Annotated in this window: 9 protein-coding genes, 3 tRNA genes and 3 pseudogenes; 8 read left to right on the forward strand and 7 right to left on the reverse strand. The window is 69.3% G+C overall.

The window, feature by feature from the left end:
• Window positions 1–85: 85 nt before the first annotated feature.
• From QC826_RS30440 to ahpF, 5 genes and pseudogenes are all read left to right on the forward strand, one after another.
• Window positions 86–406: pseudogene (locus QC826_RS30440) on the forward strand (ABC transporter substrate-binding protein); the annotation flags it as partial.
• Window positions 407–545: 139 nt separating this feature from the next.
• Window positions 546–2474: pseudogene (locus tag QC826_RS30445) on the forward strand (diguanylate cyclase domain-containing protein); the annotation flags it as partial.
• A 112-nt stretch (window positions 2475–2586) separates the two neighbouring features.
• Window positions 2587–2784, forward strand: coding sequence for an EAL domain-containing protein (locus QC826_RS30450; protein WP_279766636.1), 198 nt, complete (start codon window positions 2587–2589; stop codon window positions 2782–2784).
• Window positions 2785–2948: 164 nt separating this feature from the next.
• The gene (gene ahpC / locus QC826_RS30455) at window positions 2949–3512 is read left to right on the forward strand and encodes an alkyl hydroperoxide reductase subunit C (RefSeq protein WP_093390612.1); all 564 of its coding nucleotides are present in this window, start codon (window positions 2949–2951) and stop codon (window positions 3510–3512) included.
• A 98-nt stretch (window positions 3513–3610) separates the two neighbouring features.
• The gene (ahpF, locus tag QC826_RS30460; RefSeq protein WP_279763754.1) at window positions 3611–5197 is read left to right on the forward strand and encodes an alkyl hydroperoxide reductase subunit F; all 1587 of its coding nucleotides are present in this window, start codon (window positions 3611–3613) and stop codon (window positions 5195–5197) included.
• A gap of 138 nt (window positions 5198–5335) precedes the next feature.
• On the opposite strand, the gene QC826_RS30465 is transcribed toward ahpF, so the two are convergent.
• The 7 genes from QC826_RS30465 to QC826_RS30495 form a co-directional block, all read right to left on the reverse strand.
• Window positions 5336–6472 carry an AI-2E family transporter gene (locus QC826_RS30465; RefSeq protein WP_279763755.1) on the reverse strand — a complete coding sequence of 379 codons (1137 nt, stop codon included), beginning with the start codon at window positions 6470–6472 and terminating at the stop codon, window positions 5336–5338.
• Entirely contained in the window at window positions 6469–6951 is a 483-nt protein-coding gene (locus tag QC826_RS30470) for a cyclic nucleotide-binding domain-containing protein (protein WP_279763756.1), read from the reverse strand. Before QC826_RS30470 ends, QC826_RS30465 begins: the two co-directional genes overlap by 4 nt.
• A gap of 170 nt (window positions 6952–7121) precedes the next feature.
• Window positions 7122–7198 (reverse strand) — tRNA-Asp (locus tag QC826_RS30475).
• 66 nt (window positions 7199–7264) lie between these two features.
• Window positions 7265–7341 (reverse strand) — tRNA-Asp (locus QC826_RS30480).
• 25 nt (window positions 7342–7366) lie between these two features.
• Window positions 7367–7442: transfer RNA gene (locus QC826_RS30485), tRNA-Val, on the reverse strand.
• A 217-nt stretch (window positions 7443–7659) separates the two neighbouring features.
• Window positions 7660–8523 carry a substrate-binding periplasmic protein gene (locus QC826_RS30490; RefSeq protein WP_279763757.1) on the reverse strand — a complete coding sequence of 288 codons (864 nt, stop codon included), beginning with the start codon at window positions 8521–8523 and terminating at the stop codon, window positions 7660–7662.
• Window positions 8524–8628: 105 nt separating this feature from the next.
• Window positions 8629–10188 (reverse strand): methyl-accepting chemotaxis protein, encoded by a 1560-nt coding sequence (locus QC826_RS30495; RefSeq protein WP_279763758.1) that lies wholly within the window; start codon window positions 10186–10188, stop codon window positions 8629–8631.
• 221 nt (window positions 10189–10409) lie between these two features.
• Between QC826_RS30495 and dinB the strand changes: the two genes are divergently transcribed.
• The 3 genes and pseudogenes from dinB to QC826_RS31875 all read left to right on the forward strand — a co-directional run.
• Window positions 10410–11573 (forward strand): DNA polymerase IV, encoded by a 1164-nt coding sequence (gene dinB, locus QC826_RS30500; RefSeq protein ID WP_279763759.1) that lies wholly within the window; start codon window positions 10410–10412, stop codon window positions 11571–11573.
• 152 nt (window positions 11574–11725) lie between these two features.
• Window positions 11726–12622, forward strand: a complete 897-nt coding sequence (locus QC826_RS30505; RefSeq protein ID WP_093390604.1) for a recombination-associated protein RdgC — start codon at window positions 11726–11728, stop codon at window positions 12620–12622.
• 337 nt (window positions 12623–12959) lie between these two features.
• A pseudogene (locus tag QC826_RS31875) lies at window positions 12960–14897 on the forward strand (phage tail tape measure protein); the annotation flags it as partial.
• Window positions 14898–14913 lie beyond the last annotated feature (16 nt).

The following is a 14913-nucleotide window of genomic DNA, read 5'->3' on the forward strand; positions in this document are numbered from 1 at the left end:
GCGCCGGCTCGGCCGCGGCGTGCGGCTGCTGCTGCTGCTGGCGCTGCCGGCCGCCGCCGCCGCCGCGCCGCCGCTCGAGCGGGTCGTGCTGCAGCTCAAGCACAGCCACCAGTTCCAGTTCGCCGGCTACTACGCCGCGCTCGAGCAGGGCTACTACCGCGAGGCCGGCCTCGACGTGCGCCTGCTCGAGGGCAGCGACGGCAACGAGCCCGAGCGCGCCGTGCTGGCCGGCCGCGCCGCCTACGGCGTCGGCAGCAGCAGCCTGCTGCTGGCGCGCCTGGCCGGCAAGCCGCTGGTGGTGCTGGGCGTGGTGTTCCAGCATTCGCCCTACGCGCTGGTGATGCGGCAGAGCGGCGGCGAGCCGGACATCCAGCGCGTCGACGGCAAGCGCGTGATGATCGGCTCGCTGACCGACGAGCTGACCCACGCCGACGAGCTGCTGGCCTACCTGAAGAAGGAGGGCATCCCCAGCTACCGGCTGCAGCGCGTCGAACACAGCTACCGCCCCGAGGGACCTGGTCAGCGGCAAGGTCGACGCCCAGTCGATCTACGTCACCAACGAGCCCGACCTGCTGGACCGGCTCGGCTTCCCCTACGACATCTACACGCCGCGCGCGGCCGGCATCGACTTCTACGGCGACAACCTGTTTACCAGCGAGCGCGAGCTGGCCGACCACCCGCGGCGGGCGCAGGCCTTCCGCGCCGCCAGCATGCGCGGCTGGCAGTACGCCATGGCCCACCAGGAGGAGATCGCCGAACTGATCCTCAACAAGTACTCGCGCCGCCACGACCGCCAGCACCTGCTCTACGAGGCGCGCCAGATGGTGCCGCTGGTGCAGCCCGTGCTGGTCGAGATCGGCTACATGAACCCGGCGCGCTGGCGCCACATCGCCGACGTCTACGCCGACCTGGGCTTGCTGCCCAGGGGCGTCAACTTCGACGGCTTCCTCTACCAGGGCGACGACGGCAACGCCCGCCTGAAGTGGTTGTACCGCGTGCTGGGCGGCGTCGGCGCGCTGCTGGCGCTGGCGGCGGCGGTCCACTTCAGCCTGCTGGCGCGCGAGCGCCGCCGCGCCGAGGAGACCATCCGCAAGGGCGAGCTGCGCTTCCGCACCATGTTCGAGGCGGCGCCGATGGGCATCGCCCTGATCGACGCGGCCAGCGGCCAGTTCCGCGACGCCAACCCGCGCTGCCTGGCCATCGCCGGGCGCGGCGAGGACGAGCTGAAGGCCGCCAGCTGGCTGGCGATCAGCCATCCGGACGACGCCGCCGCCGAGCGCGAGCAGATGGCCGGCCTGAACGCCGGCCGGGTCGGCGGCTACAAGCTGTCGAAGCGGCTGCTGCGGCCGGACGGCGCGGTGGTCTGGGTCGACGCCTCGGTGGCCGCCATCGGCAGCGCCGCCGGCGGCCATCCGCACCACCTGTGCATGATCGAGGACGTCACCGAGAAGCGCGCGGCGGAGGCGCTGATCTGGCAGCAGGCCAACTTCGACGCCCTCACCGAGCTGCCCAACCGGCGCATGTTCCACGACCGCCTGGCGCACGACCTGGCCAAGAGCCGGCGCGACGGCGGCCGGGTGGCGATCCTGTTCATCGACCTCGACCACTTCAAGGAGGTCAACGACACGCTGGGCCACCACCAGGGCGACATCCTGCTGATCGACGCGGCGCGCCGCATCGGCGCCTGCGTGCGCGAGTCGGACACGGTGGCGCGGCTGGGCGGCGACGAGTTCACCGTGATCCTGCCCGAGCTGCCGGCGGCGGGCGGGCTGGAGCGGGTCGAACGGATCGCCCAGCAGATCATCGACAGCCTGCTGGCGCCGTTCGCGCTGGGCCAGGAGCAGGCCTTCGTCTCGGCCAGCATCGGCATCACCCTGTTCCCCGACGACGGCGTCGACATCGAGGACCTGCTCAAGCACGCCGACCAGGCGATGTACGCCGCCAAGGGCGCCGGGCGCAACCGCTTCAGCTACTTCACCCCGGTGCTGCAGGTGGCGGCGCAGAACCGCATGCGCCTGACCAACGACCTGCGCGGCGCGCTCAAGGGCGGCCAGCTGGAGCTGTACTACCAGCCCATCGTCCACCTGCGCAGCGGCCGCATCCACAAGGCCGAGGCGCTGATCCGCTGGAACCATCCGCTGCGCGGCCTGGTCAGCCCGCTCGAGTTCATCCCGCTGGCCGAGGCCAGCGGCCTGATCATCGACATCGGCGAGTGGGTCTTCCAGCAGTCGCTGCAGTGGGTGGCGCGCTGGCGCCGCGAGCACCATCCGGAGTTCCAGGTCAGCATCAACCAGTCGCCGCTGGAGTTCCAGCGCGAGGGCGGCTACCGCGGCTGGCTCGGCCAGCTGCAGGCGCGCGGCCTGCCGGGCCAGTCGCTGGTGGTCGAGATCACCGAGGGCCTGCTGCTCGACGCCAGCAGCGCCGTCACCGACAAGCTGCTGTTGCTGCGCGACGCGGGCATCCAGGTGGCGCTGGACGACTTCGGCACCGGCTACTCCTCGCTGTCGTATTTGAAGAAGTTCGACATCGACTACTTCGAAGATCGACCGCTCCTTCACCCGCAACCTGGCGCCGGAGTCGAGCGACATGGCGCTGTCGGACGCGATCATCGTCATGGCCCACAAGCTGGGCCTGCGCGTCATCGCCGAGGGGGTCGAGACCGAGCAGCAGCGCGCCCTGCTGGCCGGCGCCGGCTGCGACTACGGCCAGGGCTACCTGTTCGCCCGGCCGATGCCGGCCGCGCAGTTCGACGCCCTGCTCAAGGCCCAGCCGCCGGCCGGCTGAACCGACGCCGCACCGGCGCGCCGTGGAACGGGGATAATAACGTTTCCATATCGGCCATCGATAGGCAAATTGTATTGAAACAATTTGCACAATCAATTTTCCATATGGGCGGAAAAACTTTACACTGCAGTCTCAATGATTCACAACCCCACGAGGAAACCACAATGTCTCTGATCAACACCCAAGTCAAACCTTTCAAAGCCACCGCTTTCCACAACGGCAAATTCGTTGACGTCACCGAAGCTTCGCTGAAAGGCAAGTGGTCGGTATTCGTGTTCTACCCAGCCGACTTCACCTTCGTCTGCCCGACCGAACTGGAAGACCTGGCCAACAGCTACGCCGAGTTCTCCAAACTGGGCGTGGAAGTCTACGGCATCTCGACCGACACCCACTTCGCCCACAAGGCATGGCACGACACCTCGGACGCGATCAAGAAAGTGCAATACCCACTGATCGGCGATCCTACCGGCCTGCTGTCGCGTAACTTCGAAGTGATGATCGAAGAAGAAGGCCTGGCCCTGCGCGGCACCTTCGTCATCAATCCAGAAGGCCAGATCAAGGTGCTGGAAGTGCACGACAACGGCATCGGCCGCGACGCCTCGGAACTGCTGCGCAAAGTCAAGGCGGCCCAGTACGTCGCCTCCCACCCGGGTGAAGTGTGCCCGGCCAAATGGACCGAAGGCGCCGCCACCCTGAAGCCATCGCTGGACCTGGTCGGCAAGATCTAAGTCTTGAAGCCAGCAGCAACAGCAACACAGTAGTACCGCGATGCCGGACCGGGCGTCCGGTCCGGCATTCGCCCAAAATTTTGTAAGGAAGAAAAACCATGTTAGATGCAGACCTCAAGTCCCAGTTGAAATCCTATTTGGAAAAAGTGGTGCAACCGATTGAGATCGTCGCATCGCTGGACGACAGCGCCACCGCCCGCGAGATGCAGGAACTGCTCCAGGAGATCGTCCTGTTGAGCGACAAGATCAGCCTGGTCGAGCGCCGCGACGACAAGGAGCGCAAGCCCTCGTTCAGCATCAACCGCCCCGGCAGCGACATCGGCGTGCGTTTCGCCGGCGTGCCGATGGGCCATGAATTCACCTCCCTCGTGCTGGCCCTGCTGCAGGTGGGCGGCCACACCATCCGTTTCGACGACGCGGTGATCGAACAGATCCGCAACCTCGACGGCGATTACGTGTTCGAAACCTTCATCTCGCTGTCCTGCCACAACTGCCCGGAGGTGGTGCAGGCGCTCAACGCGATGGCGGTGATCAACCCGCGCATCAAGGTCACCACCATCGACGGCGGCGTCTTCCCGCAGGAAGTGGAGGCGCGCCAGATCATGGCGGTGCCGATGATGTTCCTCAACGGCGAGCACTTCGGCCAGGGCCGCACCAGCGTCGAGGAGATCCTCGCCAAGCTCGACACCAACGCCGGCGCGCGCCAGGCGGCCGAGCTGAGCAAGAAGGACGTGTTCGACGTGCTGATCGTCGGCGGCGGCCCGGCCGGCGCGGCGGCGGCGATCTACGCCTCGCGCAAGGGCATCAAGACCGGCGTGCTGGCCGAGCGTTTCGGCGGCCAGGTGCTCGACACCCTGGCGATCGAGAACTTCGTCTCCGTCACCGAGACCGACGGGCCGAAATTCGCCGTCGCGCTGGAGCAGCACGTCAAGCAGTACGAGGTCGACATCATGAACACCCAGCGCGCCGTGCAACTGGCGCCGGGCAAGCTGATCGAGGTGACCACCGCCAGCGGCGCCGTGCTCAAGAGTAAATCGGTGATCCTGGCGACCGGCGCGCGCTGGCGCGAGATCAACGTGCCGGGCGAGAAGGAATACCGCAACCACGGCGTGGCCTACTGCCCGCACTGCGACGGCCCGCTGTTCAAGGGCAAGCGGGTGGCGGTGATCGGCGGCGGCAACTCCGGCGTCGAGGCGGCGATCGACCTGGCCGGCCTGGTCAAGCACGTCACCCTGATCGAGTTCGGCGCCGAGCTGCGCGCCGACGCGGTGTTGCAGCGCAAGCTGCGCAGCCTGGCCAACGTGACGGTGATCCTGTCGGCGCAAACCAGCCAGATCCACGGCGACGGCAAGATCGTCGACGGCCTGAGCTACACCGACCGCAACAGCGGCGCCAGCCACCGGGTCGAGCTGGAGGGCGTGTTCGTGCAGATCGGCCTGGTGCCCAACACCGAGTGGCTGAAGGGCGTGGTGGGCCTGTCGCGCCACGGCGAGATCGAGGTCGACGCGCGTGGCCAGACCTCGGTGCCGGGCGTGTTCGCCGCCGGCGACGTGACGACGGTGCCGTTCAAGCAGATCGTCATCGCCGTGGGCGAGGGCGCCAAGGCGGCGCTGGCCGCCTTCGACCACCTGATCCGTTCGGACGACGCGGTGGAGACGGCGGCGCCGGTGGCCATCGCCGCCTGATATGTAGCGTGACGCGGCGCGGTCAAGGCGCCAGCGGCTTTAACACCACCCAAAGGCGCGGAGCCAGGGTCAGACCCTAGGGTCTGACCCTCGTTTTGTGCCTTTGGGTTTTTTACCGTCGCGGCAGGCGCGACAAATTCACACCACCAGGTCGGCGCTGGCCTGGCGCACGCGCAGCGCGATGGCGTTGCGGTGGCGCGCGCGCAGGCGCGGGTTGGTGATCAGCTTGCCCATGGTCTCGCCGACCACCATCACCACGCCGAGCAGCGGCAGCACCAGCATCAGGCCGGCCACGCCGGCCACCGAGCCGCCGACGAAGATCATCAGCACCGTGATCAGCGGGTGGATGTGCAGGCTGCGCCCCAGGGTCAGCGGCATGAAGACGAAGTCGTCGAGCAGGCGCACCAGGATGAACACGCCGATGGCGCTGTAGGCCACCAGCGGATCGCCCGGCGCGTCGGTCGAGGCCACCGTCACCACCAGCATGCAGCCGACGATCGACCCGACATACGGCACCCAGGCCAGCAGCGCGGCGATCAGGCCCAGGGTCAGCGGCGCCGAGACGCCGATCGCCCACAGGCCCAGCGCCAGCACCGCCGTGTCGAGCACGGTCAGCTTGATCAGGCCCTGGAAGTAGCGGCGCGCGGTCTGGTCGACCTCGTGCAGCAGGTACAGGGTCTTCTCGAAGAAGGCGTTGGGCACGGCGCGGGCGAGGAACTTCTTGAAGCGCAGGCCGTCGCGCAGGAAGAAGAAGGTGAGGAAGGGCGCCAGCAGCAGCGAGGGCAGCCAGGCCGCCACCGAGACCAGGATGTCGGTCAGGTGCTTCTGCATGAAGCTGCCGGTGAAGCTGGCGAAGCGGCTGTTGATGACCTTGCCCAGGCGGGCCTGGCGCAGGATGGGGAACTTGTCCTCCAGCGCGACCAGGGTGCCGCGCACGAAGGCCAGGCCGCCGTCGAGGTAGTGGCCGAGCAGGCCCTGCCAGGACTCGGCCGGCGCCGACGACCAGAACACGGCGGCGATGCCGGCCAGGCTCAGCGCCAGCAGGAACAGGCCGCCGACCAGCAGGGCGGCGGCGTTGTGGCTCAGGCCGAGGCGGATCAGGCGCTGCATCGGCGGCAGCAGGATGTAGTAGAGGATGATGGCGAACAGGAAGGGCACGGCCAGCCACAGCATCTGCTGCAGCAGGAACAGCAGCGCGCAGGTGGTGGCGATGATGCCGCTCCACACCACCGGGCCGGCGCTGTGCGCCTCGCTCAAGCGGTGCGGCGTGTTCATAGGGCTTCGGTCTGCGGCTGGCCGGACATCCATTCGCGCAGCCGGCCGCCGATGTGGCGCGCCAGGGCCAGCGAGATCTTGTAGCCGATCACCGCGTCGGTCTCCATCAGGCCCATGAAGTCGGCGCGGAAGAACACCGCCAGCTCGCAGTTGTCGATGGCGCGCGCCTGGGCGTTGCGCGGCGAGTTGTCGAGCAGGGCCAGGTCGCCGAAGAAGGCGCCGGGCGAGAGCTCGGCGACCACCTCGACGCTGCTGTCGAGCTTGCGGCTGATCAGCACCCGGCCCGACATCACCAGGTACAGCGCTTGGCCCTCCTCGCCCTCGTCGAAGATGATCTCCTCGCCGAGGTAGCGGCGCTCGTGCATCAGGCCGTCGACGATTTTCAGTTCGAGCGGGGTCAGCGACGCGAACAGCGGCGAGTCTTTCAAGCGGTGCAGGCGCGGCGACAGCGGCGGTGCTTTCAGTAAACCAAAGAGCAAGGCGACTCCATAGGGTGGATCATTCGTGCAGGCAACATCATTGTCGCCGGTTTTGCCGGCTTTGCGCGCCATGTTGCTAAAAAATCACAGCGCAACGCGACGCAAGGAAAATGGCGGAGGAATGGAAAAAACCGCCGCGAATCTGAGATTCGCGGCGGTTTTTAAGATGCTGGCGGAGCGGACGGGACTCGAACCCGCGACCCCCGGCGTGACAGGCCGGTATTCTAACCAACTGAACTACCACTCCACATTCTTTCGAATGCTGTACTACTGTAAATCTTTGCCGACTCGCCGAAGCGGGCCAGCTGAATGTTGGCGGAGCGGACGGGACTCGAACCCGCGACCCCCGGCGTGACAGGCCGGTATTCTAACCAACTGAACTACCACTCCTAATTCGTTACAACGTTTTCTGACTTGGTGGGTGCTGAGAGGCTCGAACTCCCGACCTACGCCTTGTAAGGGCGCCGCTCTACCAACTGAGCTAAGCACCCCACGCTAACCTCAGAAAACCCTTCAGGGTTTGTCACAACGTCTGAAGGAGGCCGTATTTTATGTGTGATCGCCGCCATCCGCAAGGGCTTTTAGAAATATTTCGTAAAAAGGTCGTTGGCGGGCTGAAAAGATGCCGGTGCCGATGCCGTCCTGCGGCGCGGCCCCGTGGCCCACCGCCATCGCGCCATCTGCCATCGGGGGGTGCGCGCGGGGCGGCTAGGGCCGTTGCGGCCGGCGGATGGTGGCGAGGATCTCGGCCACGCCGTTCTGGAACACCTGGCGGCCGGCCTCGGCGCCGAGCTCGCGCTCGTAGATCTTCTGCACGGTGCCGTCGGCCACCATCTCGTAGAGCGCGTCGGCGTAGGCGTCGCGGGCGTCGCGCGCCACGCTGGCGCGCGAGACGAAGGCGCCGACCAGGCGCGCCGGCGTTTCGCTGACGGCGTGGGCTTGCATGCTGTCGAGCAGGCCCAGGCGGCGCCGGTGCAGCAGGTGGATGATGGGCGGCGCGAAGGTGCCGTCGGCGCGGCCGGCGATGATCTTCTTGAACACCACCTCGTAGTCGTTGACGTATTCGAGGCGGCCGGCGCGCTGCAGGCGCTCGAGCAGCTGCTGCGCCTCGGGCGGGTAGAACACGCCGCGCGTCAGGTTCAGCCGCCCCTTGCCGTGCGCGACGAAGTCGGCCAGGCTGGCGTAGTTGCCGCCGCCGCGCTTGGTCAGCAGCAGCTCGAAGCGGGTGGTGGCGTAGGGGATGAAGCGGCCGCTGCGCTCGCGCTCGGCGTTGCGCTGCGAGGCCATCGCCAGGTCGACCCGGCCGGCGTCGAACTCGACGAACAGGCGGCCGCGCGGAAACCATTCGAGCTTGATGCGGCAGCCGGTGCGCCGGCCCAGCTCCTCGGCGATGGCCACCGAGGTGCCGCGAAAACGCGCGCCGTCGCGGTAGGACGAGTAGCCCAGGTCGCTCAGGCCGACGCGGGTCAGCGCCGGACAGGAAAAGGCTTGGGCCGCCGCCGGCAAGGCGGCCAACAGGCAGACGGCGAGGCGCAACAGGCGGCGCGGCGCGGTGGGGCGGCGGATGGACATGGTGCGTCCAGTGTAGCATTCTTTAATGCAACATTCCCGTTTGAATAAGCCGGAACCGTCGCGCCGCAGCGCGCGCTTGGCGCGGCCCCGGCCCCGGCCTGAGCCTCAGTACGGGCCGTGGCCGTCCAGGCGGAACACGCTGACCGCCTGCGACAGCCGCACCGCCTGCTCCTGCATGCTGGCGGCGGCGGCGGCCGCCTGTTCGACCAGGGCGGCGTTCTGCTGGGTCGCGCTGTCCATCGCCGTGATCGCCAGGTTGACCTGCTCGATGCCGGAACTCTGCTCGATGCTGGCGGCGGTGATCTCGCCCATGATGTCGGCCACCTGGCGCACCGAGGCGACGATCTGCGCCATGGCCGCGCCGGCGGCGTCGACCAGGGCGCTGCCGGCGTCGACCTTGCCGACCGAGTCGCCGATCAACTCCTTGATCTCCTTGGCCGCGCCGGCCGAGCGCTGCGCCAGGTTGCGCACCTCGGAGGCGACCACCGCGAAGCCACGGCCCTGTTCGCCGGCGCGGGCCGCCTCGACGGCCGCGTTGAGCGCCAGAATATTCGTCTGGAAGGCGATGCCGTCGATGACGCCGATGATGTCGACGATCTTGCGCGAGCTGTCCTTGATCGAGCCCATGGTGGCGACCACCTGGCCGACCACCTGGCCGCCCTGGTCGGCGTGCTCGGCGGCCGAGACCACCAGCTGGTTGGCCTGGCGCGCGTTGTCGGCGTTCTGCTTGACGGTCGAGGTCAACTGCTCCATCGACGAGGCGGTCTCCTCCAGACTGGCGGCCTGCTGCTCGGTGCGCTGCGACAGGTCGAGGTTGCCGGCGGCGATCTGCGCCGAGGCGGTGGCGATGGTGTCGGTGCTGCCGCGCACCGCGCCGACGGTGCCGGTCAGGCTGCCGACCATGTCCTTGAGCGCGTGCAGCAGGCGGCCGGCCTCGTCGGTGCGGTCGACCTCGATGCGCGCCGTCAGGTCGCCCTTGGCGACGGTCTCGGCCAGCAGCACCGCCTGCTTGATCGGCCCGGTGACCGAGCGGGTGATGATGAAGCCGGCGCCGGCCGACAGCACGGTGGCCAGCACCAGCAGGCCGAGCAGCAGGGCGGTGGCGGCACGGGCGGCGCTGGCGGCGGCGGCGCCGTTGTCGGCCATCTGTCCGGCCAGGTGTTTGAGCATGGCGTCGAGGCGCACGAAATAGGCGGTCTGCAGCGGGATCACCTGCTTGAAGAGGAACTGGACGGCCTTGTCGCGCTCGCCCGCATCGAGCAGCTTGAGGGCGGCGCCGCGCTGCTCGGCGTACTGGACGTAGGCCTCGCCCTGGGCGCGGAACAGCGCCCGGCCCTCGGCCGAGGCGAGCAATTTCTCCATCTTGGCGGCCGCCTCGTTGCCGATCCGGTCGGACTCGGCCAGCGCGGCGGCGAAGGCCCTGGCCTGCTCCGGCTCGGCCGCCAGCATGGCGTTGCGCACGCTTTGCGCGCCGCGGTTGGCGTAGCTGCGCATCTCGTTGACCAGCTGCACCTTGACGTAGCGGTCGTCGACGATCTGCGCCGTCATGGCGCTGGCGCGGTTGACCCGGTCGATGCCGACCAGCGACATCAACAGCATGACGGCGATGGCCAGGCCGAAGCCGATGGCCAGGCGGACGCCGATGTTCAGATTGGACAATTGCATGGTGGTCCTTGGGACGGGGGTGGGGGGAGGGATACTTGCTCTACAGATACTACCGCTGTCGCGGGCGGCGGCGGCGGGCGATCGTCGCGGCGCCGCCCCGGCGCGGCGATAGTGTTGCGTATGCGCCATACCGGGCCGGCCGCGCCGGACTTGCATACCCGGCAATTTGCGGCGATACTGTATGTATTCACAGTATCCTTCCCGACCGGAACGGGCCGCCCATGACCAGCCAGTTTGCGCCAGCACGCCGCATCGCCCACCTCGACATGGACGCCTTCTACGCCTCCGTCGAGCTGCTGCACTACCCCGAGCTGCGCGGCCAGGCGGTGGTGATCGGCGGCGGCCGCGAGCACCAGCCGCAGGTGCAGGCCGACGGCACGCGCCGCTTCGCCCGCCTGCGCGACTACGTCGGCCGCGGCGTCATCACCACCGCCACCTACGAGGCGCGCGCGCTGGGCGTCGGCTCGGCGATGGGGATGATGAAGGCGGCCAAGCTGGCGCCGGACGCGGTGCTGCTGCCGGTCAACTTCGACGCCTACCGCCACTACTCGCGCCTGTTCAAGGCGGCCGTGGCGGCGATCGCCCCGGCCATCGAGGACAGGGGCATCGACGAGATCTACATCGACCTGACGGAGGTGGCGGGCGAGACCTTCGAGCTGGCCGGCCGCATCAAGCAGGCGGTGCGCGCCGCCACCGGGCTGAGCTGCTCGATCGGCGTCACGCCCAACAAGCTGCTGTCGAAGATCTGCTCCGACCTGGACAAGCCGGACGGGCTGACCATGTTGTCGCTCGACGAGGTGCCGGCGCGCATCTGGCCGCTGGCGGTGCGCAAGATCAACGGCGTCGGCCCGAAGGCGACCGAGAAGCTGGCGGCGCTGGGCATCGCCACCATCGGCCAGCTGGCGGCGGCCGACCCCGGCCTGCTGCAGGAGCACTTCGGCGCCAACTACGCCGGCTGGCTGGCCGAGGCCGCGCGCGGCCTGGACCAGCGCGCCATCTCGACCAGCACGGAAAGCAAGTCGATCAGCCGCGAGACCACCTTCGAGCGCGACCTGCACGCGCGCCAGGACCGCGCCGCGCTGTCGGGCATTTTGACGGCGCTGTGCGAGCGCCTGGCCGAGGATTTGCGGCGCAAGTCCTATGTCAGCCGCACCATCGGCATCAAGCTGCGCTTCGACGATTTCCAGATCGTCAGCCGCAACGTCACCCTGCCGCGGGCGGTGGCCGAGCCGGCGGCGATCCTGCAGGCGGCGCGCGAGTGCCTCAAACGGGTGCCGCTGCATCGGCGCCTGCGCCTGCTCGGCGTGCGCGCCAGCACGCTCGAGCCGCCCGGCGCCCCGGCGGCGGCCGGGCAGGGCCGCAGCCAGGGCGAATTGTTCCCGTGACGCCGCCGTGGGCGGCCCCCTAGCCATCCCCCACCCACCCCCGGGGCGCGGCCCGCGCGGCGCGGACGGAGCACGGCAAAGCGCCTGTGCGGCCGCGCCAGCGTGTAAAATACCGTTCCCTGGCAATACTGAAAAACAAGGCAAAAACAACTATGTGGTTCAAGAATCTGCAGATCTACCGCCTGCCCGCCCCTTGGGCGTACACCCCGGAACAACTGGAAGCGGCGCTCGCTCCCCATTCCTTCGTGCCTGCCAGCAGCAATGAATTGCTGCGCCAGGGCTGGGATTCGCCGCGCGGCAACGGCACGCTGGTGCACGTGGTCAACAAACAGATGCTGATCCTGCTCGGCACCGAGAAAAAGCTGCTGCCGGCCACGGTGATCAACCAGGTCGCCAAGGCGCGCGCCGCCGACATGGAGGAGGCGCAAGGCTTCGCCCCCGGCAAGAAGGCGATGAAGGAGCTCAAGGAGCGCGTCGCCGACGAGCTGCTGCCGCGCGCCTTCTCGATCCGCAGCAACGTCTGGACCTGGATCGACCCGGTCAACGGCTGGCTGGTGGTCGACGCGGCCAGCCCGGCCAAGGCCGACGAGGTCATCAAGCTGCTGCTCAAGGCGGTCGACAAGCTGCCGCTGGAGAGCCTGCGCGTGCAGCGCTCGCCGGTCGGCGTGATGACCGAATGGCTGCAGGCCGACGAGTCGCCGGCCGGCTTCACGGTCGACATGGACACCGAGCTGCGCGCCACCGGCGAGAGCAAGGCGGCGGTGCGCTATGTGCGCCACACGCTGGAACCGGAGGAGGTGCGCCGCCACATCGCCGCCGGCAAGCAGTGCACCCGCCTGGCCATGACCTGGGACGGCAAGATCTCCTTCGTGCTGACCGAGTCGCTGGCGATCAAGGGCATCAAGCCGCTCGACGTGATCAGCGAGAAGGAATCGAGCACCAAGAACGACGACGAGCGTTTCGACGGCGACATGATGCTGATGACCGGCGAGCTGAGCAAGCTGATGGCCGACGTGGTCGAGGCGCTGGGCGGCGAAGCCAAGGCCTGATCCCGCCCGGCGCCCGCGCCGAGCTCGATATTGCCGCCCGCTTTAGTGCAGGGCGGCATTTTTTTTGCCGGCGCGCGGCGCAGCGGCCGGCGCGCGCCGTCTTTTCATCGGCGGAACGGGCCGCCGGGCAGATTAATTAGTTATTTTTGCAATATTTTATATTTCCACGTGGAAATTAACCGTCGTTCTGGTATAGTGGGAAGTTATCAAATAAGGAACTACCATGACCTCAGTCACCGGCCTCACCCCCGCCCAGTTCGCCGCCTTGAGCACCAAACTCATCGCTGCGCTGTCCCTCGCGGAGATGGCCGAGGTCACCGCCGCCCAGGCCGCCGCGATGACGGTGGCGCAGGCCGCCGCGCTGTCCGGGCCGCAACTGGCGGGGCTAGCCGCCGCCGCCGTCGCGGCGCTGCCGCCGGCCAATTTGGCCGCCCTGCGCGCCGCCGTGTTCGGCGCCGCCACGCTGGGCGCCAACTTCGTCGCCGGCTTGAACGCGGCCCAGACCGCCCTGTTGACGCCGGCGCAGGCCGCCGCGCTGAGCTCGCGCAACATCGCCGCCCTCAGCCCCCAGGCGTTGGCCGCCTTCGCCGCCGCCGACTTCGCCGCGCTCAACCCGGCCGCCGTGGCGCGCCTGACGAACGAGCAGCTGGCCGCGCTGGGCACCCGGCAGATCGCCGGCTTCGGCTCCAAGCAGGTGGCCGCGCTGGTCGCCGGCCAGCTCGCCGCGCTGGGCACGGACGCCGTCGCCGCGTTCGACAGCCAGGACATCGCCGCGCTCGGCAGCGCCCAGCTGGCCGCGCTGCGGCTCGACCAGATCGACGCCCTCGGCGCCGCCCAGGTGGGCGCTTTCGGCAGCCGCCAGCTGGCCGTGCTGTCGGCCGGCCAGTTGGCCGCGCTCGGCACCGAGGGCATGCGCGCGCTCGGCTCGCGCGCCATCGGCGGCCTGGCGACGGCGCAGCTGGCCGTGCTGGCGACGCAGCAGATCCACGCCCTGGGCAGCGCCCAGCTGGCCGCCCTGAACAGCGCGCAACTGGTCGCGCTGGCGACGCGCGGCATCGCCGCGATCGACGCCGACAACATCGGCGCGCTGCGCACCGGCGCCATCGCCGCGCTCAGCTCGGCCCAGCTGGCCCAGCTCGGCGGCGGTGGCAACAACCCCTTCGCCAACCTGGGCACGGCGCAGATCCGCGCCCTGCGCAGCGCCGCCCTGGCCGGCTTGACGACGGCGCAGATCGTCGGCCTGAGCACGGCCCAGGCGGCGCTGCTGGGCAGCGCCCAGCTGGCCGGCCTGTCGGTCGAGGCCATCGCCGCGCTCGAGACGGCCGACCTGGCCGCGTTGCGCACGGCGGCCATCGCCGGCCTGCGCAGCGCCCAGGCGGCGGCGCTGACCAGCGCCCAGGTGGCGGCGCTGAGCACCGCCCAGCTGAGCGCGATGGGCAGCCGGCAGATCGCCGCGCTGGCCGGCGCCAGCCTGGCCGCGCTGCCGACCGCCGCGCTGGCCGCGCTCAAACCGGCCACCTTCGCGGCGCTGCCGACGGCGGTGCTGGCCCAGCTGAGCACGCAGCAGGTGGCCAGCCTGGCGACGCAGCAGGTGGCGGCGCTGGGCAGCGCCGCGCTGAACGCCCTCAGCCCGCTGCAGTTCGCCGCGCTGACGACGCGCCAGCTGCGCGTGCTCAGTTCGCGCCAGCTGGCGGCGCTGTCGAACGCCGACCTCGGCGCGCTCGGCAGCGACGCCATCGGCGCGCTGCGCCCGGTCGCGCTGGGCGGCTTGAACTCGAGCCAGCTGGCCGCGCTCGGCGAGGTGCAGATCGTCGCGCTGAGCACCGGCCAGATCAGCTTCCTGCGCAGCGCCGCCCTGGCCGGCCTGGGCACCGGCCAGGCGCGCGCGCTCAGCACGGCCCAGGCGCACGCCCTCGGCAGCGCCCAGCTGCGCGCCCTGTCGACCGCCGCCATCGCCGCGCTCGACACGGAGGACGTGGCGGCGCTGCGCACCGCCGCCCTCCGCGGCCTGAGCACCGACCAGGTGGCGGCGCTGGGCAGCCACCAGGTGGCCGCCCTCACCACCGCCGAGCTGGCCTCGATGAGCAGCAGCCAGATCGGCGCCCTGGCGGGCGGCCTGATCAGCGCGCTGCCGACCGCCTACCTGGCCGCGCTCAGCCCGTCCGCCATCGCCATCCTGCCCAGCGATGTGATCGCCCGCCTCAGCGCGGCGCAGATCGCCAGCCTGACGACGCGCCAGGTCGCCGCCCTGAGCAGCGCCGGCGTGCGCGCGCTGGGCAGCGCCCAGTTCG

Source organism: Rugamonas sp. DEMB1 (assembly GCF_029834475.1).
Taxonomy (GTDB): domain Bacteria; phylum Pseudomonadota; class Gammaproteobacteria; order Burkholderiales; family Burkholderiaceae_D; genus Rugamonas; species Rugamonas rubra.